Source organism: Vreelandella sp. GE22 (assembly GCF_968212445.1).
The window spans coordinates 1654243-1674545 of record NZ_OZ309110.1 but is presented as its reverse complement, the minus strand read 5'-3'; the positions used below and the strand labels follow the sequence as shown (position 1 = coordinate 1674545).

The window sequence follows — 20303 nt, the reverse complement described above, 5'->3', positions numbered from 1 at the left end:
CAGAACGTCGGCCTGGGGCGCATGGAGAACGTGGGCCTGGGCTACAGCCTGAACGTCGGCGCGTTGATGAACACCGTCGTCGGCGTCAATCAGAGCACCCAGGTCGGCTTCAACCATTCCGTGAACGCCGGGCGCAACGTGACCCTGAAAGCGGGCAACCAACTGACGCTTCAGGTAGGTAACAGCCGCCTGGTACTCACGGAAGAGTCGATCTACCTCGACGCGGGGGAGATTCACGTCAAGGCGGGCACCAGGGTACATGTCGACGGCCCCGACGACGTGCTGCTCAATACCGGCACCGCCCAGCCCGCCCCCGGCAGCAAGGAAGACGACGCCGAGAGCGACCCGATGGTCAAAGACGGCGATACGATGGGGTGGTGACATGGCCAATGTGACTAATTCGACGGCCTTCCCCCATGCGCTGTTTCGCAAGTTGGGGCCGGGGGATCTGGAGTATGAAGTGCTGGCCGTGCGGGGTACCTTCCGTTTTACTCGCGATCAACAGCCCCTGGCGCTGGCGGGAACTCAACACCCCATCCGCTGGCAGGAAACCTACGCAGGCGGCCCGGAAGGTAGCGAAAATCGCCTGATCCTCCATGACAGCGACGTGGTGGTGGGTAAACCCTCCACGGATATTCACGTCAGCGGTACGCTGCGCTCCCCCTCGGGTGCTCCCAGCCACGGCTGGCGGGTCGGCATGAAAGTCGGGGCGATCAGTCAGCTTCTGATGGCATATGGCCCGCGTAGCTTCGAGTGGCGGCTTCTGGGCGGCTGGCGGATCACCTCCGCCGAACCGGTGAATGAGGTACCGCTGGATTACCGCTATGCCTTTGGTGGCTACTACGAGGGGGCGGCAGCGCCTGAGACGTCCAACCAGGCTCCCTTCCCTCTTTATTATCCCGATAATCCTGTCGGGCGCGGCTGGCTTCCCTCCCGAGAAGACTATCGACGTCTGCCAAGGGAGGCGGCCCGTTCGCTTCGACAGGCACTGGAGGGCATGACCGAGCTGCCAGCGCCCCAACTGGAAGCGGCCGACTTCCCGATCCGCTCCCCGCTGGACCGACTCCCCCCGGCGGGTTGGGGCCCTATCGCGCGCTGGTGGCAGCCGCGGGTGGATTACCAGGGCACCCTGGATGATCAGTGGCTGGCCGAACGCTATCCCTATTGGCCCACGGATTTCAACTCGCGTTTTTACCAAAGCGCCCACCCCGACCTGATCACACCTGACTATCTGCAGGGAGATGAAGAGGTGCTGCTGACCAACTGCCTGCTCGGCAGCCAGTGGATGCCCACCGTTGGGAAAGGCGGCGGCTTCTACTGTCACCGGACCCGCCTTCCGGGATTGACCATCAAGGCCCTCGCCGAACAGCGCAGTGGCAAGCGAACCGTGACGGCGCTGGCCCTGGATACGGTTGGCATCGACCTGGATACGCGGGAGCTGACCCTGACATGGCGGGCGCTGTTCTCGCCGGAGGACCCCGTACGCCGCGTCCTGGTGGCGGCTTCCCCGATGCCCACTCGGAGGCGCGCATGAGCGACGATTTCATGGAACCGGAACGACTTGAAACCATGACCGTCGTGGCGAAACGATATCCGCCAGTTGACGAGGAAGACACGCCGCCGGCCCCCCCCCCGCCGCCTTCCACGACACCGCTGAGCGGTCAAACGCTACACGTCGGCCTGGGGAGCCATACGTATCTCGCCGCCTGCAGTGAGCCGGACTTTTGTCAGGTGGGCGACCGTGTAGTGGGTTTTGACTCCACGGCCACGCTGGGCAACCCGGTTCGCTACTCCCCCGACGTGGTGGCCGCGGGGAGCGAGCTCTACCGTGAGGGCGACCTGTTTCAGGGAGTCCAGGGCGATGCCGGGCAGCACGTGGTCTCCGGTACCTCGCTGGGCAGCGGCCACGTGCTGATCACCGGGGGGCAGTCGAACGTGAAGGCCAACGGCCTGCCCATTGCGCGCCACGGCAGTCCCTGCCTGATCAACTGTGATGCGTCCGGCACCGGCGGCGCACGGGGCTACCTGGTGACCGCCGAGCAGAGGGTCGAAAGCCGGGCCGAAGCAGCAGGTGGCGGCCGCGGTGAGTATACGCCAGGCGAAGAAGGGGAACGTGTTGTACGCGATTGGTGGGAGGATGCCACGGCCGCTGGTCAAAACATGTGGGAGGCCCTTCCCTTCACCAGTGATGCAGCCACCACGACCGCCGCTCGCGAACAAATCGTACGAGGCGCCCAAACGGGCTACGAAGGACTCAGTACACTCTCGGGCCCCAATCTGTTCGAAGTGGCGGATGGCGTAGCGGGCTGGGCCACGGGTGACGAAGCGCGTACGGCGCGTTACAACGACGCTTGGCAAGAGACAGGTGAGGCATGGGATGGCGCCAAGGACACCCTGGTCAATGCCTGGCAGGAAGCCGAAGAGCGTAACGGCTTCTTTGGCGCGTTAGAAATGGCGACCGTTACGGTCGCACTCGAGCTATGGGGTACGAAAGGTGCCGGTGGGGCCAGGGCGGCGGGCGAGCTGGGCAGTGTGGCTCGGCGTACGCCAGAGACACCGCCGCGAACCCCCGATCAAGGTTTAAATGTAGAGCAACCCTCAACTAGAAGAAAAAGAGACGATGATTCAGAAAATTCCAATAATAGAACTACTGCTACAGATGTTCAGTTGGATTCTCAAGGTCGGTTTCGTGACAAGAATGGAATCTTGCGTACTAATGCTGGGCCGAATGCTCCAGAGTTCGCAAGATGGAAAGAAAACGGCGGCTCGGTTAAATATAATGAAGCCACTGACACGATAATTTATGGAAAGCCTGGAATGGAAACGTCAAGCATGGGTAACATTGATGTTGAAGTATCATACAAGCCAGGCCCACCGGATGGTCATCGATACCCGGACTTTTCTAATTACTCAAAAGAAAATGTAACTATACCAGAGATGAGAGGTCTGCCCGAATCGAAAATAAATCCACCAGAAGGAGGTGATTTTTCTAAAGCTTGGAATGAGGTCTCAAAGCAAAAAGGCGACAATTATGTTAACGAAACACATGGTATAAGTCGTCGTTCAAGAGGATCCAGAGAAGGACAGTGGCCAGATAAACCGTCAAGAGGTTACACTTGGCATCACCATGGCGATGAATCTACAATGCAACTTGTTGATAAAGATATACACGCAATTTTTACCCATAAAGGAGGTGCTTCGGCATCTCGCTAACAGGAGTTGATTATGCTAACTGAAATGAACGGCATGGGAAAAGAGCTAAGCCAGAAAGCTTTGGAAGAAGCTGAAAGTGAGCTTGGCTATGTTTTTTCTGAACCTTACAGAAAATTTCTTTTAAAATATAATGGAGGAGAACCTACAGAGAGTTGCATTGATTTTAATGGTGAGAAACTAAAGCTTCTAGGTGATATGGTTAACGTATTTTATGGTTTAGATGTGAAGCCATGTGATGACATTATTCATAAAATGAAATTAATTGGGTATCAGCTTCCAGAAGGGCTTATCTTTATCGCTGATACTTCTGGCGGAAATTATTTCTTGCTTTCATTAAGAGATGACTCTTATGGAGAGGTTTTTTATAAAGATCATGAGTTTGAAGACAGCTCTTCTTTTGATCCAAAAAACAAGATATTGCCTGAAAGCATTGTAAAAGTTTCCAATAATTTTGATGATTTTCTAGCTTGTCTTTATGACGGTGATGAATGATGGCAGTCTCAAGTTACTGAATGTAACTAATTAAGTGCAGCACCTAAGTCGAGGGTGTTCAAAACTCTTTGACAGCGTCAATTTCCAGCTTTGCGCGGGACGCATCCAGTGCTCAGAAGCCTTGAATATACCGACATAGGGCGGGCAGCGGCTACACAACCTTGGCCATTCCGCGCATCGGCCACGAGGTGATCGTCTCGTTTCTGGAAGGCGACCCGGACCAGCCGCTGGTCACCGGGCGCACCTACCACGCCTCGAACTTTCCGCCCTACCCGCTGCCGGCCAACAAGACCCGTACCGTGCTGCGCACCCAGAGCCACAAGGCCGACGGCTTCAACGAACTGCGCTTCGAGGACGAGGCCGACGAGGAGCAGATCTGGTGCACGCCCAGAAGGATCTGGACCTGCTGACCCTTAACCACCGCACCGAAGAGATCAAGCGCGACAACACCCTGCACGTCTTCCGCGACCGCACCACCGACATCGACCGCGACGAAACCCACCTCGTTCATCGCCACGAGGTGCATACCGTCGACGGTAACGAAACGCATACCGTTCACAAGAACCGCAAGAAAACCGTCAACGGCAACGAGACCGACCGCATCGGCAAAAACTGGTCGACCAAGGTGGGCAAGAGCAAGACCGAAACCGTCGGCAAGGCCTACCTGCAAAACGTCGGCCTGGGGCGCATGGAGAACGTCGGCCTGGGCTACAGCCTGAACGTCGGCGCGTTGATGAACAGTCAAAGCATGAGCCGTAAAGGCAACTGCTGGGACAACGCCTGCGTGGAAAGCTTCTTCCATTCCATGAAAGTGGAAGCCATCCACTACGAGCCGATGATGAACCGGGAGCGTCTTCGTCAGCACGTGTTCGAATACATTAAAGTTGATTACAACCGCCGGCGACGGCACAGTGCTTTGGAGTACGTCAGTCCCATGGACTACGAGCTCAAAAACAGTGCTTAACCGAGTGTCCGTTTTTAGCGGTGCAGATCAGAATTTGGCACCCAGATCACTCTGGACATTGAGATTGAGGTATTTGATGATTAAAAATATTGATGGCCTTATAAAGTATACGAATATGGTAGCCGAGCAGTTTCCTGTTATCAAAGATGAGGTAAGAATTACTTCACCTGGATGCTCATTTAGCGAGATTGAAAAGATAGCAGATAAACTACCTAACATCCCAACCAGTTACACGGATGTGGCTTCTTTTATTTGCCTATCTGGTATATCTATTGGACAGCTCGGGCTATGGCCGAGACCATTTGGCAACAGTTTGGTAGACGCTATTATTACAGCTAATTGCGATAATAGAAATCCACATCTCAACATTTACAAAGCTCATGGATTGATTGAAGTTGCAAGGCTGGAGGCTAATCCAATCTGTATTGCTGATTTAAAGCAAAATGAACGTTCTGGCCAAGTTTATATGGTGAATGTAGCTGCAGATCCTGATCCCTTTATTATTTTCTTAGCATATAATTATACAGATATGCTGCTGCTCGCAGCAAACGTACACTCAATTTGCTTAGAAAATGAGGACGAACCTTCTACTGGATTAGAAAAAATACGTGAGTGTTTGTTTGCTTTCGGCCTAGGGTCTAGCGAACAATCTTTCTGGTTAAACTTAGCCGAAGAAACGTTTTAGTTCCAAATAGCATATTTTATGCGATTAAGGCTTGGCCGCAAATTTAGAGTGCAACGAAGACGATCAATACTTTATATCAGTTTAATCACTGACCTATCGAATCGTCTAACTAATCAAATCAAAGCCCTGAGGACCGCTACGCCAAACCCAACGAGACCGCCAGTTGCTGGGTGCATGCGACGTCACCACATCTTCAGTAGCAGCCGGGTTTAGAGTCAGAAGTTACTTTATCGTGTTTTAATAACAGTTGCTCGGCAGTGGATGTTGAATTCTGAAAATTATACATTAGATCACTACTCAATCAACAGATCGCAAGGGGCGAGACTACGGGAAACATATCAACCGCCATTACAATGAATTTCACAAGAGATGATATCATGAATAAAACTCCTCTTAATAAAGAGCTGGAAGATTTCATTTATACATGTGGCAAAAAAGCACTTGATGCAAAGAGTCAAGGAGATTTCGAGGCTGCAGAGAAATTATATCTAGAAGCATGGGATGCATTGCCTGAACCAAAAGTTAACTATGATCATGCTGATAGTATTTCAGTCGTAATAGCAGAGTTTTATCGTGAAGTAGGAGAAGTGAAAAAAGCGTTAATATGGTTTCAAACAGTTAAAAATATATATGGTTGTAGTGATGCGTCTGAAGCCTTTACTGGTTTTCTTTTAGGTACTATTCTTTATAAGGGTGGGCGGTTTGATCAAGCTTTTGTAGAGTTTGATAGACTTTTTAAAAAATATAGTAAAAGACCTTTCCAAGGAGAGGATAAAGAATATCTAGAGTTTTATTTAAATGAACGCGCTAAAAGGAGTGTTGGTAATGGTGTAGTGGTCAAGTAAAACTGGCCACCGCTTTATAGTTAACCCAGTACTTTTCCTCTGCCTGGTTCGGACTCATACCACCGTTATGCTGGTGAGGCCTAAGCTGGCTGTAATACCCGATTAAATAGTTCACGATATGATGCTGCCCCTGCAAGAATGATCGATAGCCATACGTTGGCACCCATTCAACCTTTAAGCTCCTGAAGAAACGCTCCATTGGCGCATTATCCCAGCAATTACCACGTCGACTCAGGCTTTGTTTTGCCTGGCATTTCCAGAGTGTCTGACGGAACTTACGGCTCGTGTAATGACTGCCCTGGTCGCTGTGGAACATAACCCCTTTTGGCCGCCCACGGCTCTCATAAGCCATTTCCAATGCGCTGCTGGTGAGTTCGCTATCGGGCGACAACGACATCGACCAGCCAATCGTTTTCCTGGCAAATAAGTCCATGACAACGGCTAGATAAGCCCAGCGTTTGCCAGTCCAGATATATGTGACGTCGCCACACCAAACGCGGTTGGGCGCCTCAACGTTAAACTGACGCGCTAAGTGGTTCGGTACCTCAACATGTTCATCACCTGTTTTCTTGTAGGTGTGCCCAGGCACTTGGCAACTAATCAGGCCAAGCTTTTCCATCAGGCGGCCAACGCGATAGCGACTTAACGGCACATCCTGCCTTGTCGCCATCTCTGCGATGCTGCGCGCCCCTGCAGAGCCTTCGCTCTCGCGAAATAGCTCTCTGACCTTGGCTATTTCCTTGGTCTTCGTGGCACACACAGGTCTTTGTGAACGTTGTCTCCAGTATTTAAAGCTGCTGCGATGCACGCCAAACACGTCACACAGTTTTTTTACCGGGTAGCTCGTCTTGAGTTTCTCGATTAGCGAGAAGTGTTCAGGGAGTCCGACATCAAGAGAGCGGTAGCCTTTTTTAGGATGTCTTTTTCCATCTCAATGTCACGGATGCGCTTTTCAAGCTCGCGAATCCTGAGCTGATCGGCTGTCATGGGCGTTGCTTTAGGGCTTTGGCCATCACGCTCCTGGCGTAACTGACGAACCCATTTATCCATGCTCGAATACCCCACATTCATGGCTTCAGCCGCTTCACGAACCGTGTAGTGTTGATCGACGACTAGCTGTGCTGCTTCGAGCCGGAATTCAGGGCTAAAGTTACGTTTTGGTCTTGTTGCCATGCTGCCACCTGGTGATGTCTTGGTGCATATTAGCACCTCTAATTAGGTGGCCAAATTTACTATGTGTAGTGGTCAAGTAAAACTGGCCACCGCTTTATAGTTAACCCAGTACTTTTCCTCTGCCTGGTTCGGACTCATACCACCGTTATGCTGGTGAGGCCTAAGCTGGCTGTAATACCCGATTAAATAGTTCACGATATGATGCTGCCCCTGCAAGAATGATCGATAGCCATACGTTGGCACCCATTCAACCTTTAAGCTCCTGAAGAAACGCTCCATTGGCGCATTATCCCAGCAATTACCACGTCGACTCAGGCTTTGTTTTGCCTGGCATTTCCAGAGTGTCTGACGGAACTTACGGCTCGTGTAATGACTGCCCTGGTCGCTGTGGAACATAACCCCTTTTGGCCGCCCACGGCTCTCATAAGCCATTTCCAATGCGCTGCTGGTGAGTTCGCTATCGGGCGACAACGACATCGACCAGCCAATCGTTTTCCTGGCAAATAAGTCCATGACAACGGCTAGATAAGCCCAGCGTTTGCCAGTCCAGATATATGTGACGTCGCCACACCAAACGCGGTTGGGCGCCTCAACGTTAAACTGACGCGCTAAGTGGTTCGGTACCTCAACATGTTCATCACCTGTTTTCTTGTAGGTGTGCCCAGGCACTTGGCAACTAATCAGGCCAGGCTTTTCCATCAGGCGGCCAACGCGATAGCGACTTAACGGCACATCCTGCCTTGTCGCCATCTCTGCGATGCTGCGCGCCCCTGCAGAGCCTTCGCTCTCGCGAAATAGCTCTCTGACCTTGGCTATTTCCTTGGTCTTCGTGGCACACACAGGTCTTTGTGAACGTTGTCTCCAGTATTTAAAGCTGCTGCGATGCACGCCAAACACGTCACACAGTTTTTTTACCGGGTAGCTCGTCTTGAGTTTCTCGATTAGCGAGAAGTGTTCAGGGAGTCCGACATCAAGAGAGCGGTAGCCTTTTTTAGGATGTCTTTTTCCATCTCAATGTCACGGATGCGCTTTTCAAGCTCGCGAATCCTGAGCTGATCGGCTGTCATGGGCGTTGCTTTAGGGCTTTGGCCATCACGCTCCTGGCGTAACTGACGAACCCATTTATCCATGCTCGAATACCCCACATTCATGGCTTCAGCCGCTTCACGAACCGTGTAGTGTTGATCGACGACTAGCTGTGCTGCTTCGAGCCGGAATTCAGGGCTAAAGTTACGTTTTGGTCTTGTTGCCATGCTGCCACCTGGTGATGTCTTGGTGCATATTAGCACCTCTAATTAGGTGGCCAAATTTACTATGCCACTACAAACAGATTGGGAAGCGGCTACATGGTTATATAGCTCTATTGGTGAAGCCTACTTTGACAAAGGCAACTATCAGAGAGCTAAAAAATATTTTTTTGATGCTTTAAATTGTCCAGATGGTGTGAGCAATCCATTTATTCACTACATGCTCGGAAAGACGTTGGTCAGGCTTAATGACGAAAATGGAATATCAAGCCTTTTGAAAGCATATCTTTTAGATGGAGAAACAATATTTGAGCTTGATGAAGAGGGTGCGGTGCATCTCAATTTTTTACAAGAAAGGCGATTAATATAGCCAGTCTGTTAGAAGATATAAATAAAAGCATTAAAGTGATCTAAAAGGCAGTAGCGTTTAAAACTGTGCCCTTGGGAAGGGAGCAAAAATCTATGTCAGCCAGCCTCATAGGCTGAGGTGGTGTTCCAAGCGCCCCGGGAAGTGGATGGCCATCTGGGACAGCGTCAAGTTCCAGTTCTGTACCGGGGGCGTCCAGCGCTCAGACGCCTTGAGTATACCGGCATAGGGCGTGCGGCGGCTACGGCACCATGGCGATTCAGCTTATCGGCCACGAGGTAATCGTCTCGTTCCTCGAGGGTGACCCGGACCAGCCGCTGGTCACCGGTCGCACCTACTGACCTTCTCCCTGAAAAGCGCAGCGATTAGAACTGGCCCTGACGCGGCGGGCGCTGTTCCCACCGGATGGCCCGCTCAAGGAGCTCTGGATTCGGGGGGGGGGGGGCGCTCTCTGCGCAGCTTGGGGGCGTCCATGTCGGACCTAATGCCAAATTGGTAGTGGCAAGTACAGCAGATGCCATCAGGCATGAGTTGGCCACAGTACAAGATGTCGGTGGTCGTATAAAGGACTTGATTCGATAAGATTTCTCGATAGGTGGCTGGATAGAAATCCAAACGCTAGTTTAGGTGTTCGTGCTGCTGCCGAAAACATTATTATGGATTTACGTAACGCACTGGGACGCTAAATGATTACACATAAGAATTGTATTGGCCTTTTCATAGATAAAACTCCCGGATTTGAACCCGTATGGCAGGCTCATCTTGAATTCTGGGGTAATGATATACCGGGACTATCGAACGATATTTCAAAACTTTCTTCTTACTTAATAAAAAACTTACATTTAATTTCAAAAGATCAAAGGAAAGAAATTTTTTTACTTGTAGAAAGCTGTCTAGAAAAAGGCGATGAAATGGTTAAGAATGCGGTAGCAACATGTTTATTAGAGAATATGCTTAATGCCGTTTCATCAGAGCGCGTTGAAGCTCATTTATTTGTAGATCTGCTCGGTGAAAAATCTCGAAATTTCTGCAAAGCTTGGGATGATTTCACTGGGGTACACACACAAGGTCTATAGTACTCGAGAAGATCAAATATTCTATGCAGTCAAGGAGCAGTCACCACCGAACTGATCTTACCCAGCAGGAGTGGAGACTGGCTTAAACAATCATTCGGCTTCAAATACTTCTTGACTGATCATCCCAATGGCACTGTGACGCCGTTGTTTGTTGTACGCGACGTCACCCCATCTACATTAGCGCCTGGGTTTAGAGACAGAAGTAACTTTGACCCTCTCCCCGATAACCGAGCATCCAGACTTGGAAAATCAGGCCTGCTGACCATCTCCCCGATAACCGAACATCCAGACTTGGAAAATCAGGCCTGTGAGTGACTCAGATAGTACTCGCGGGGCGTCACGTTCCCAAGCGAGCTGTGGGTCCGATCTTCATTGTATTCGATGCGCCAATTCTCGATCTTCTCCTGGGCGTCTTCCAGGCTCAGGAACCAGTGTACGTTCAGACACTCGTCCCGGAAGCTGCCGTTGAACGACTCGATGAACGGATTATCCGTGGGTTTTCCGGGCCTTGAAAAGTCCAGCTGTACGCCGTGCTCATACGCCCACTTGTCGAGCGCCTTCGAAATGAATTCGCTCTCATTGTCGACTTGTATGCGGTTCGGCAGTCCGCGCATCTGGCCGATCAGCGTCACGGTGTCCACGACCGCGTCTCCTTTGAGCGAATGGTCGACCGTGATGGCGAGCGCTTCGCGACTAAAATTGTCGACTACAGTTAACGAGCGAATCCGACGCCCGTTGAACAGCTCATCGGCCACAAAATCCATGCTCCAGGCTTCGTTTGGTGCGCCGACTGCCGGCCGCGATTCGCGATGCATGGCAGCGACTCATCGTCGCGGTCGCTTGCGCCGCAGATTCAGGCCTTCTTCGCAGTAGATCCGATACGTTTTCTTGTGGTTGATCACCCAGCCTTCACGGCGCATCAGTACATGAACGCGCGGCATCCCATACCGTAATCTTGTCTCAGCGATTTCCTTGATCCGGGCGCGCTCGGCGCGATCGTCTCTCGTATGGGCCTTGTAGTAATAAGATGAACTGGAGGTCAGCAGGGTCGATGAGGCACGCCGCGTGCTCACCCGGTAGGCCTGGATCAGCCAGTCGGCCAGTTCACGCCGCCGGGTCGCCTTCAAAGCTTTTTTCGCAGCACCTCCTGGAGCATCTCCTTGTCCAGACTCAGATCGGCGACAAGCTTCTTCAAACGGTTGTTCTCTTCTTCGAGCTGCTTGAGCCGGCGCACTTCGCTCACGCTCAGTCCGCCGTACTTCTTCTTCCAGTTGTAGAGCGTCGCCTGCGAGATGCCCATCTTGCGACAGACTTCTTCCGCACGTGTCCCGGTCTCGGTCTGCTTTACCGCGAACGCAATCTGTTCGTCCGTGTATTTCGACTTCTTCATGGTCCATTTCCTCCGCCTCTCAGCGTGATCGATATGGCCCGAATTCTCCAGTTCTAATCGCTGCGCTTTTCAGGGAGAAGGTCAACTTTATCGTGTTTTAATAACAGTTGCTCGGCAGTGGATGTTGAATTCTGAAAATTATACATTAGATCACTACTCAATCAACAGATCGCGAGGGGCGAGACTACGGGAAACATATCAACCGCCATTACAATGAATTTCACGAGAGATGATATCATGAATAAAACTCCTCTTAATAAAGAGCTGGAAGATTTCATTTATACATGTGGTAAAAAAGCACGTGATGCAAAGAGTCAAGAAGATTTCGAGGCTGCAGAGAAATTATATCTAGAAGCATGGGATGCATTGCCTGAACCAAAAGTTAACTATGATCATGCTGATAGCATTTCAGTCGTAATAGCAGAGTTTTATCGTGAAGTAGGAGAAGTGGAAAAAGCGTTAAGATGGTTTCAAACAGTTAAAAATATATATGGTTGTAGTGATGCGCCTGAAGCCTTTACTGGCTTTCTTTTAGGTACTATTCTTTATAAGGGTGGGCGGTTTGATCAAGCTTTTGTAGAGTTTGATAGGCTTTTTAAAAAATATAGTGAAAGACCTTTCCAAGGAGAAGATAAAGAATATCTAGAGTTTTATTTAAATGAACGCGCTAAAAGGAGTGTTGGTAATGGAGCTTCCTGATAGAGAGTATGATGAGATCGAAAATCTTTCAGAAAGAGGCAATGCTTTTTTAGAGGGAGGTGAATATGATGAGGCTATAGGAGAGTGGCAAAAAGCCCTATCTTTGATTCCTGAGCCAAAAACAGATTGGGAAGCGGCTACATGGTTATATAGCTCTATTGGTGAAGCCTATTTTGACAAAGGTAACTATCAGAGAGCTAAAGAATATTTTTTTGATGCTTTAAATTGTCCAGATGGTGTGAGCAATCCATTTATTCACTACATGCTCGGAAAAACGTTGGTCAGGCTTAATGACGAAAATGGAATATCAAGCCTTTTGAAAGCATATCTTTTAGATGGAGAAACAATATTTGAGCTTGATGAAGAGGGTGCGGTGCATCTCAATTTTTTAAAAGAAAGGCGATTAATATAGCCAGTCTGTTAGAAGATATAAATAAAAGCGGCGGTCTCAAGTTCCAAGTGCAACGCTATTGAAGAGGGTGTTCACAACTCTTTGTCAGCCTGCCTCATAGGCTGAGGTGGTGTTCCCGGCGTCCTGGGAAATGAATGGCCATCTGAGACAGCGTCAAGTTCCAGTTCTGCACGGGGTGCGTCCAGCGCTCAGACGCTTTGAGTATACCGGCATAGAGTGGGCGGCTACGGCACCATGGCGATCCCTCGCATCGGCCACGAAGTCATCGTTTCGTTCCTGGAAGGCGACCCGGACCAGCCGCTGGTCACCGGCGCACCTACCACGCCGCGAATATTCCGCCCTACCCGCTGCCAGCCAACAAGACCCGTACCGTGCTGCGCACCCAGAGCCACAAGGCCGAGGGCTTCAACGAACTGCGCTTTGAAGACGAGGCGGATGAAGAGCAGATCTGGCTGCACGCCCAGAAGGACCTGGACCTGCTGACCCTCAACGACCGCACCGAAGAGATCAAGCGCGACAACACCCTGCACGTCTATCGCGACCGGACCACCGACATTGACCGCGACGAGACCCACCTCGTTCACCGCCACGAAGTGCATACCGTCGACGGCAACGAAACCCATACCGTTCACAAGAACCGCAAGAAAACCGTCGACGGCAACGAGACCGACCGCATCGGCAAAAACTGGTCGACCAAAGTGGGCAAGAACAAGACCGAAACCGTCGGCAAGGCCTACCTGCAGAACGTCGGCCTGGGGCGCATGGAGAACGTGGGCCTGGGCTACAGCCTGAACGTCGGCGCGCTGATGAACACCGTGGTCGGCCTTAGCCACACCACCCAGGTGGGCATGTACCACTCCCTGAACGTGGGGCGCAATATCACCCTGAAAGCGGGCAACCAGTTGACCCTGCAGGTGGGCAACAGCCGCCTGGTCCTCACCGAAGAGTCGATCTACCTCGACGCGGGGGGAGATTCACGTCAAGGCGGGCACCAGGGTACACGTCGACGGCCCCGACGACGTGCTGCTCAATACCGGCACCGCCCAACCCGCCCCCGGCAGCAAGGAAGACGAGGCCGAGAGCGACCCGATGAACGACCCCATGGTCAAAGACGGCAATACCCCGGGGTGGTGACATGGCCAATGTAACCAACTCCACGCCGTTTCCCCATGCGCTGTTTCGCAAGCTGGGGCCGGGGGATCGGGAGTATGACGTGCTGACGGTGCGCGGTACTTACCGCTTCACCGGCGACGGCTGGCCGCTTTTTCAAACACCCCAGCAGCGCCCCATTCGCTGGCAAACCGAGCTGGCCGGTGACCCGACTAATCCCTTTACTCAGTGGATTACGGATGACCGTGATGTGCTGTTCGGCAAGCTGGGCACCGAAGTGCACGTGCACGGGACCCTGCGTTCACCGACAAGTCAGCCGCGCACGGGCTGGAAGGTGGGTCTCAAAGTGGGCCCGCTTTTAAAAGAACTGTTCGTTTATGGCCCACGCGATTTTCAATGGCGCCTGCTGGGTGGCTGGCACCTTACGGATCCGGGCCTCGTCAGCGAGCTGCCCCTGGACTACCGTTACGCCTTCGGCGGCCACTTTATTTCGCCGCTTGACGACGAAATGACCAGCCCCGTCGACAAGACACTCTATCACCCCGAAAACCCGGTGGGCCGAGGCTGGCTGCCTTCGCGAAGCGATTACAAGCGCCTGCCAAGGACGCTAGTGCGCCCGTTAAAAGAGCAACTCGATACCGTTACGCACCTACCAGCACCGCAGCTGGTGGCGCCCGGCTCGCTGATCACCTCCCCTTTCGACCGGCCCGCCCCCATGGGATATGGCCCTATCGCCCCCTGGTGGGCGCCCCGGGTTGGCTATCAGGGCACGCTGGACGAAGCGTGGCGAACGCAGCGCTACCCCTATTGGCCCGAGGACTTCGATTATCGGTTTCATCACAGTGCCCCCGAAGACCTCGTCACACAGGACTATCTGCGCGGTGACGAACCCGTCGTGCTGACCAACTGTTTACCGAACAGCACCGAGATTATCGAAAACGACCGATTTCGCTTTTTGCACCGCACACGCCTGCCGGGCATCGCCCTGCAGGCATTGACCGAGCACGCCAGCGGCGAGCGAGGGTTGACATCCCTGGAGCTGGATACGGTCAGTATCTATTTGGACGAGCAGGAACTGGCCCTTACCTGGCGGGTGCTCTTCCCGCTGGAGGATCCGCTCAGGAAGGTACGGATCAGGCGAACGTCTCTTGCCCCCCAACGTGGAGGTGCGTATGTCGGATGATGTCTCGATGACGATCTGTATCGGCGATCAAAGCGCGTGCGAAGGCGATACTGACGGCACCCATACCCACTCGCCCGATACCACCTCAGAGCCGCCGCCGGGCGAGGCGCTTGAGGGACGAGCCCGTCACGCCGGTAACTCACGGCCGGACTGGCGCGCCGCGGCCAGTTTTCCCGATCTGTGCAAGATGGGCAATACGGTAGTGGGCTTCGACTCCACCGCGTCATTGGGCAGCCCGACCAGCTACTCGCCCAACGTGATCATGGGCGGGCAGCGCACCTATCGTGTCGGAGACCTGAGTCAGGGAACGCAAGGGAATAACGGTGCAGGGGTCGTATCCGGCACGTCGCAAGGTAGCGGCCACGTCCTGTTCTTGACCGGCCAGGAGAATGTGCGCGCCAACGGCCAGCCGGTGGTGATCGATGGTAGCGAGGCCATGATCAACTGTAACGCCGCCGGTGTGGGTGGCGCCAAAGGCTACGTATACACGAACACCCAAGCGGTCGACAGCCAGCCCGAAACCGCCGATGAGCCGCCCACTGCGGCCGCGTCATTACAGCAACAGGCACAAGCCAATCTGGAGCGTGTAGGCGAGCTACGTGACGCGTTGAACGAAAACCCCAACGGCAAGACAGCCGCCGAGGCCGAAGCGCTCCATGCCGAGGTTCAGCAGGCAATTGCGGACACCCGCGTCCAGCAAGAGGCCTTGATGGAGGCAATGCGCGAGGGACGATTGCAGGGCGATGATGCGCTGGCTACGATGATGGATGTAGACGAAGCGGCTCGCCAAGCGGCGAATATGCAGCCAGAAGCCGAGCGACAAGTCATCTACTCGTCAGAAGGCGGCCGCAAAGCCCGAGAGGCAGGAGTATTTGTAGCCGAAGTGGCGACACCTTACGGCACTTGGGTGGATATTAAAGATACGATACAGCTATGGGGTGAAGGTCGCTATCTCGCGGCGACCGGAATGACGGCGTTGACGGCTGTATCGGTTATTCCTGGCGTTGGACTCATCCGTAAGGGAGATAATGCTATAGATGCTGTTCGGACAACGGATCGGACAGTAGATGCAGCGGAAGATGCCAATCGTGGTCGACCTTCAGGAAGTAATGATGGGACGCGGGTGGAGCAAAATTCCGGTAGAGTTGAAAGGGGCGCAGGTAACACAGTAAATGTTAGGGGAATCAGTGCTCGCAATAGATATATGGGGCGTACTCCTGATAAATACTCTCGAACAGGGCGAGAGGTACTCGAAAGAATGCGAGTTGAAGGATTAATTCAAGGAGAAGGCCCCTTGTTAAGGGGTAACCCTAACAATTTACATCTTATAAATCCTGACGGCTCAACGGCACGTATTGGTGCTAATATTGATATGGCCCACAAAGTTGATGCAGTCACTTGGTGGAATGATACTGGGCGTTTTTTTGGACCTAAATCTCCAGAGGTGCGTCAATTCATGCTCAATGCTGATAATTATGAATTGCAGTTAAGGTCAATTAACCGCTCAGATGGCGCAAGACTAGGCCAAACGTACCAACCGCCTATTACGCCTGACTTTTCGACATTAAAGAGGTGAATCTTGATGCAGTCGAACTTAGAACTGGATGCACAACTACACCAGGCTATCAATGCTTGGTGCGCTCTTGGTGATCAGCTTGCTTCAACTCAACGTTATGAAGAAGCCATTGCTGAGTATAATAAGGCATGGTCTTTAATTCCCGAACCTAAAAATGATTGGGAGGCTGCTACATGGGTGCTCGCAGCAATTGCAGATTCTTGCTTTTTAGCAGGTTATAATACCTCTGCACGTGAGGCGTTAGAGTATGCAATGACGTGCCCTGGGGCAATTGGCAATCCCTTCTTGCACCTTAGATATGGTCAAGTACTTTACGAGTTAAATATAAAGGAAAAAGCTAGTGATGAGCTTATCCGTGCATATATGGGGGGCGGGGAAGAAATATTTTCTCTTGAAGATGAAAAGTACTTTTTATTTCTGAAGACTGTGGCGAAAATTTGATTTCTGAATTCAAGTAATAAGTATAGCGAGCGGTCTCAAGTTCCAAGTGCAATGCTATTGAAGAGGGTGTTCACAACTCTTTTTCAGCCAGCCTCATAGGCTGAGGTGGTGTTCCAAGCGCCCTGGACAATGAATGGCGACCTGTGACAGCTTCAATTTCCAGTTCTGCACGGGGTGCGTCCAGCGCTCAGACGCTTTGAGTATACCGGCATAGAGTGGGCGGCTATGGCACGATGGCGATCCCCCGCATCGGCCACGAGGTAATCGTTTCGTTCCTGGAAGGCGACCCGGACCAGCTGCTGGTGACCGGGCGCACCTACCACGCCTCGAACGAACATTCCGCCCTACCCGCTGCCGGCCAACAAGACCCGTACCGTGCTGCGCACCCAGAGCCACAAGGCCGAGGGCTTCAACGAACTGCGCTTCGAGGACGAGGCCGACGAGGAGCAGATCTGAACGTGGGCCTGGGCAACCTCAAAATGCCTACTCAGCCTTCCCTCTTCGCTCGCTCATGACTTGCCGAACGAAGGCGTTGATATCCTCCTTGACCACGCGCTCTTTGGGGCCGCTGGGTGCGACCTCGGCGAGGTCTACCCCCAGGGTACGCGCCAGCATTCGTACAGTAGGCGTCGCGTGGACTCGGTCGCCGGTCGCTTTTGTGGTGTCATTGTTCAAGGTCTTCTCCTTCCTCTACTCGAGTATCGTTTTAGCGAATGATGACGCCCGCTTAGCTGACCAGCGGAGATAACCTGGAAGGGTCGATATGAAAGCGCTGCATGGCCTTTACGACAATGTCGGCGCTGACCTCTCCTTGCTCGCAAAGTGCCACGAGGGCCATCCAGGCAATGTGGTAGCGGTCGACCTCGAAGAACGCGCGCAGCTTTTCGCGGCTGTCGGAACGGCCGAAGCCATCGGTGCCCAGCACGTAGTAATCACTCGGCACCCAGGCGCGCACCTGGTCGGCATAAAGCTTCATGTAATCCGTGGCGGCGATGACAGGGCCTGAGCGTTTTTCGAGCGACTGCGTGAGCCAGGGTTTTTCATGCGACTCTTTCGGCTTCATGAAACGCTGCCGGTCGTACTCGAGCGCTTCGCGGCGCAGTTCGTTAAAACTGGTTACGCTCCAGACATCCGCGGCTACGCCAAAATCGAGCAGTAACTCCTGCGCGGCTTCGGCCTCGCGCAGTATGGTGCCCGAGCCCAATAGCTGAACGCGGGGTTTTGGGTCGGCCTCGCCTTCGCGCAGCAGGTACATGCCACGAACGATGCCCTCCTCGGCGCCTTCGGGCATGGCCGGGTGGGCGTAGTTTTCGTTCATGATCGTCAGGTAGTAGAAACACTCCTTGTGGTGTTCGTACATTTCCTTCAAGCCGTGCTGTACGATGACGGCGATTTCATAAGCGTAGGTGGGGTCATAAGTGCGGCAGTTGGGAATGGCCGAGGCCATCAGGTGGCTATGGCCATCCTGGTGTTGAAGGCCTTCACCGTTGATGGTGGTGCGCCCGGCGGTGCCGCCGACCATGAAGCCTCGCGTCAGCATGTCGCCGGCGGCCCAGGCAAGGTCCCCTATACGCTGAAAACCGAACATCGCGTAGTAGATATAAAACGGGATCAGCATTTTGCCGTGGTTGGCGTGAGACGTGGCCGCCGCCATCCAGGACGCCATCGCCCCGGCTTCGGTAATGCCCTCCTCGAGAATCTGCCCCTTGATATCCTCCCGGTAGTACATGATCTGCCCCGCATCGACGGGCTCGTATTGCTGCCCGTTTGCGGCGTAAATGCCCAGCTGGCGAAACATGCCTTCCATACCAAAGGTGCGCGCCTCGTCAGGGATGATGGGCACGACCCGCTCGCCAAGCGCCTTATGCTTGGTAAGCCCGGTCAAAACCCGAACGAAGGCCATCGTGGACGAAATCTTGCGCTCCCCCGTGCCCTTGAGCTGAGCCGCAAACATCTTGTCGTCGAGTGCCGGGATCGCCAGTGTCTCGTAATCGGTATTACGTGAGGGCAGATACCCGCCGAGCAGTTTGCGCCGGGCGTGCAGGTATTCCATCTCCGGGGAGTCGTCATCAAACCGGTAATAAGGGACCGAGCCGTTTTGAAGCTGCTCATCGCTGATCGGGATCTCGAAGCGATCACGCAGGCGCTTGAGCCCCTGAAGCTCCATGGTCTTGATGTTGTGGGCTTCCATGTCGGCCTCGCCGTGTTCGCTTCCCATGCCATACCCTTTGACGGTATGCGCGAGAATTACGGTAGGCTTGCCGTTGGTGCTTTTGACGGCTTTTTGATAGGCGGCGTAAATTTTTGAAGGGTCGTGGCCGCCGCGGGCCAGGTTTTCGATGTCGTGATCCGAAAGGTGCTCGACCCGTTCGAGCAGCTCAGGGTCCTTACCGAAAAAGCGCTCGCGGGTATACGCCCCGCCCTGGGCCTTGAAGTTCTGATACTCGCCGTCGACGGTCTCGTTCATCAGCCGCTGCAGCCGGCCGTCGTGGTCGTTTTCGAGCAGTGCATCCCAGGCGCTACCCCAAACGACCTTGATCACGTTCCAGTGGCTACCCAGAAACGAGCTTTCGAGTTCCTCCATGACACGGTCGTTGCCGCGTACCGGACCGTCCAGGCGCTGCAGATTGCAGTTGATCACGAAGATGAGATTGTCGAGCTTCTCGCGGCTTGCCAGGTTCAACGCGCCAAGCGTCTCGACCTCATCGCATTCACCATCCCCCAAAAAAGCCCATACCTTGCGCTCACCCAGGGGTTTAAGGTCTCGGTTATGCAGGTACTTCATCAGACGCGCTTGATAGATCGCCTGTATGGGGCCCAACCCCATCGAAACCGTCGAGAACTGCCAGTAGTCCGGCATGAGGTAAGGGTGTGGGTAGGATGGCAGCCCGCCGCCATCGACTTCCCGACGAAAGTGATCCAACTGGCTCTCGCTCAAACGCCCCTCTAGAAAACTTCTGGCGTAAATACCGGGTGAAATATGCCCCTGAAAATAGACCAGGTCGCCCGCGCAGTGCTTGCCAGGACCTTTGAAGAAGTGGTTGAACCCCACCTCGTAAAGCGTGCAACTGGACATGTAGCTGGCCAGGTGGCCGCCAATGCTCTTGTCTTTGGCATTGGCGCGGACCACCATCGCGATACTGTTCCAACGAATGGCGGAACGCAGCTTCTGTTCGATGACGGGGTCGCCGGGGTAATCCGGCTCCTCCGCGACGGGAATCGTATTGACATGGGCGGTGTTGAAAGACCGGGCGATGTTTAAACCGCGTTGTTCGGAATACGACTGCAAACTTTGAAATATGAAACGCGCTCGCTCTTCTCCTTCGCGGTCCACCACGGACGCCAATGCACTCAGCCACTCCCGAGTTTCTATTTGATCCACTTCGATCGTCTTTTCCATAGTTACCTCAAAGTCGCGGTCAACGCTAGC

17 protein-coding genes and 9 pseudogenes are annotated in these 20303 nt (G+C 53.3%); 18 read left to right on the top strand and 8 right to left on the bottom strand.

Annotated elements, in window-relative coordinates:
* Positions 1 to 391 precede the first annotated feature (391 nt).
* The 8 genes and pseudogenes from ACWHRL_RS07935 to ACWHRL_RS07900 all read left to right on the top strand — a co-directional run bounded on the left by ACWHRL_RS07935 (position 392) and on the right by ACWHRL_RS07900 (position 6199).
* Complete coding sequence (locus ACWHRL_RS07935; protein ID WP_447895919.1) at positions 392 to 1534, top strand: DUF2169 family type VI secretion system accessory protein; 1143 nt, start codon at positions 392 to 394, stop codon at positions 1532 to 1534.
* Positions 1531 to 3213: an HNH endonuclease gene (locus ACWHRL_RS07930; protein WP_447895918.1), complete on the top strand. Its 1683-nt coding sequence runs from the start codon at positions 1531 to 1533 to the stop codon at positions 3211 to 3213. Before ACWHRL_RS07935 ends, ACWHRL_RS07930 begins: the two co-directional genes overlap by 4 nt.
* 12 nt (positions 3214 to 3225) lie before the next feature.
* Positions 3226 to 3705, top strand: coding sequence for an SMI1/KNR4 family protein (locus tag ACWHRL_RS07925; RefSeq protein ID WP_447895917.1), 480 nt, complete (start codon positions 3226 to 3228; stop codon positions 3703 to 3705).
* A gap of 161 nt (positions 3706 to 3866) precedes the next feature.
* On the top strand, positions 3867 to 4115 hold the full coding sequence (locus ACWHRL_RS07920; RefSeq protein ID WP_447895916.1) for a phage baseplate assembly protein V: 249 nt from the start codon (positions 3867 to 3869) through the stop codon (positions 4113 to 4115).
* Positions 4085 to 4381, top strand: a pseudogene (locus ACWHRL_RS07915) (bacteriophage T4 gp5 trimerisation domain-containing protein); the annotation flags it as partial. The gene ACWHRL_RS07920 and the pseudogene ACWHRL_RS07915, both read left to right, overlap by 31 nt.
* A gap of 66 nt (positions 4382 to 4447) precedes the next feature.
* Positions 4448 to 4669, top strand: a pseudogene (locus tag ACWHRL_RS07910) (IS3 family transposase); the annotation flags it as partial.
* A 76-nt stretch (positions 4670 to 4745) separates the two neighbouring features.
* Positions 4746 to 5354, top strand: a complete 609-nt coding sequence (locus tag ACWHRL_RS07905) for a hypothetical protein (RefSeq protein WP_447895915.1) — start codon at positions 4746 to 4748, stop codon at positions 5352 to 5354.
* A gap of 377 nt (positions 5355 to 5731) precedes the next feature.
* Positions 5732 to 6199: a tetratricopeptide repeat protein gene (locus ACWHRL_RS07900; protein ID WP_447895914.1), complete on the top strand. Its 468-nt coding sequence runs from the start codon at positions 5732 to 5734 to the stop codon at positions 6197 to 6199.
* Here the strand turns inward: ACWHRL_RS07900 and ACWHRL_RS07895 are convergent.
* Both ACWHRL_RS07895 and ACWHRL_RS07890 read right to left on the bottom strand, forming a co-directional pair.
* Positions 6192 to 7372, bottom strand: a protein-coding gene (locus tag ACWHRL_RS07895) for an IS3 family transposase (protein WP_447894177.1) whose coding sequence is annotated in 2 segments (ribosomal slippage) — positions 6192 to 7105 and positions 7105 to 7372 — 1182 coding nt in all. Because the reading frame shifts where the segments join, the coding sequence is not laid out codon by codon here. The two genes, ACWHRL_RS07900 and ACWHRL_RS07895, sit on opposite strands and share 8 nt — an antisense overlap.
* Positions 7373 to 7444: 72 nt before the next feature.
* Positions 7445 to 8625, bottom strand: a protein-coding gene (locus ACWHRL_RS07890) for an IS3 family transposase (RefSeq protein WP_447895913.1) whose coding sequence is annotated in 2 segments (ribosomal slippage) — positions 7445 to 8358 and positions 8358 to 8625 — 1182 coding nt in all. Because the reading frame shifts where the segments join, the coding sequence is not laid out codon by codon here.
* Between the two features lie 61 nt (positions 8626 to 8686).
* Here ACWHRL_RS07890 and ACWHRL_RS07885 point away from each other — a divergent pair.
* Positions 8687 to 8989, top strand: a complete 303-nt coding sequence (locus ACWHRL_RS07885; protein ID WP_447895912.1) for a tetratricopeptide repeat protein — start codon at positions 8687 to 8689, stop codon at positions 8987 to 8989.
* Between the two features lie 105 nt (positions 8990 to 9094).
* On the opposite strand, the pseudogene ACWHRL_RS07880 reads toward ACWHRL_RS07885, so the two are convergent.
* Positions 9095 to 9214: pseudogene (locus tag ACWHRL_RS07880) on the bottom strand (IS256 family transposase); the annotation flags it as partial.
* 2 nt (positions 9215 to 9216) lie between these two features.
* Here ACWHRL_RS07880 and ACWHRL_RS07875 point away from each other — a divergent pair.
* A pseudogene (locus ACWHRL_RS07875) lies at positions 9217 to 9324 on the top strand (phage baseplate assembly protein V); the annotation flags it as partial.
* Positions 9325 to 9672: 348 nt separating this feature from the next.
* Positions 9673 to 10062 (top strand): DUF7674 family protein, encoded by a 390-nt coding sequence (locus tag ACWHRL_RS07870; protein ID WP_447895911.1) that lies wholly within the window; start codon positions 9673 to 9675, stop codon positions 10060 to 10062.
* Positions 10063 to 10361: 299 nt separating this feature from the next.
* On the opposite strand, the pseudogene ACWHRL_RS07865 reads toward ACWHRL_RS07870, so the two are convergent.
* Positions 10362 to 11452, bottom strand: a pseudogene (locus ACWHRL_RS07865) (IS3 family transposase).
* Between the two features lie 237 nt (positions 11453 to 11689).
* Here ACWHRL_RS07865 and ACWHRL_RS07860 point away from each other — a divergent pair.
* Together ACWHRL_RS07860 and ACWHRL_RS07855 are read left to right on the top strand one after the other, a co-directional pair.
* Positions 11690 to 12151 carry a tetratricopeptide repeat protein gene (locus ACWHRL_RS07860; protein ID WP_447895910.1) on the top strand — a complete coding sequence of 154 codons (462 nt, stop codon included), beginning with the start codon at positions 11690 to 11692 and terminating at the stop codon, positions 12149 to 12151.
* The gene (locus tag ACWHRL_RS07855; protein ID WP_447895909.1) at positions 12138 to 12563 is read left to right on the top strand and encodes a tetratricopeptide repeat protein; all 426 of its coding nucleotides are present in this window, start codon (positions 12138 to 12140) and stop codon (positions 12561 to 12563) included. Before ACWHRL_RS07860 ends, ACWHRL_RS07855 begins: the two co-directional genes overlap by 14 nt.
* Before the next feature lie 94 nt (positions 12564 to 12657).
* Here the strand turns inward: ACWHRL_RS07855 and ACWHRL_RS07850 are convergent.
* Positions 12658 to 12780 (bottom strand): annotated as a pseudogene (locus tag ACWHRL_RS07850) (IS256 family transposase); the annotation flags it as partial.
* Positions 12781 to 12782: 2 nt separating this feature from the next.
* Here ACWHRL_RS07850 and ACWHRL_RS07845 point away from each other — a divergent pair.
* The 4 genes and pseudogenes from ACWHRL_RS07845 to ACWHRL_RS07830 all read left to right on the top strand — a co-directional run.
* Positions 12783 to 13315, top strand: a pseudogene (locus ACWHRL_RS07845) (type VI secretion system Vgr family protein); the annotation flags it as partial.
* A 383-nt stretch (positions 13316 to 13698) separates the two neighbouring features.
* A complete protein-coding gene (locus ACWHRL_RS07840; protein ID WP_447895908.1) occupies positions 13699 to 14856 on the top strand; it encodes a DUF2169 family type VI secretion system accessory protein in 1158 nt (385 codons plus the stop codon).
* A complete protein-coding gene (locus ACWHRL_RS07835) occupies positions 14846 to 16432 on the top strand; it encodes a hypothetical protein (RefSeq protein WP_447895907.1) in 1587 nt (528 codons plus the stop codon). The genes ACWHRL_RS07840 and ACWHRL_RS07835 overlap by 11 nt, the downstream gene beginning before the upstream one ends.
* 6 nt (positions 16433 to 16438) lie before the next feature.
* On the top strand, positions 16439 to 16873 hold the full coding sequence (locus ACWHRL_RS07830) for a hypothetical protein (RefSeq protein WP_447528671.1): 435 nt from the start codon (positions 16439 to 16441) through the stop codon (positions 16871 to 16873).
* Between the two features lie 93 nt (positions 16874 to 16966).
* Here the strand turns inward: ACWHRL_RS07830 and ACWHRL_RS07825 are convergent.
* Positions 16967 to 17089: pseudogene (locus ACWHRL_RS07825) on the bottom strand (IS256 family transposase); the annotation flags it as partial.
* Between the two features lie 2 nt (positions 17090 to 17091).
* On the opposite strand from ACWHRL_RS07825, the pseudogene ACWHRL_RS07820 reads away from it, so the two are divergent.
* A pseudogene (locus tag ACWHRL_RS07820) lies at positions 17092 to 17326 on the top strand (phage baseplate assembly protein V); the annotation flags it as partial.
* 30 nt (positions 17327 to 17356) lie between these two features.
* Here the strand turns inward: ACWHRL_RS07820 and ACWHRL_RS07815 are convergent.
* Together ACWHRL_RS07815 and aceE are read right to left on the bottom strand one after the other, a co-directional pair.
* Positions 17357 to 17548, bottom strand: coding sequence for an E3 binding domain-containing protein (locus ACWHRL_RS07815; protein WP_447895906.1), 192 nt, complete (start codon positions 17546 to 17548; stop codon positions 17357 to 17359).
* Between the two features lie 52 nt (positions 17549 to 17600).
* Positions 17601 to 20273 carry a pyruvate dehydrogenase (acetyl-transferring), homodimeric type gene (gene aceE, locus ACWHRL_RS07810; protein WP_447895905.1) on the bottom strand — a complete coding sequence of 891 codons (2673 nt, stop codon included), beginning with the start codon at positions 20271 to 20273 and terminating at the stop codon, positions 17601 to 17603.
* Positions 20274 to 20303: the final 30 nt, after the last annotated feature.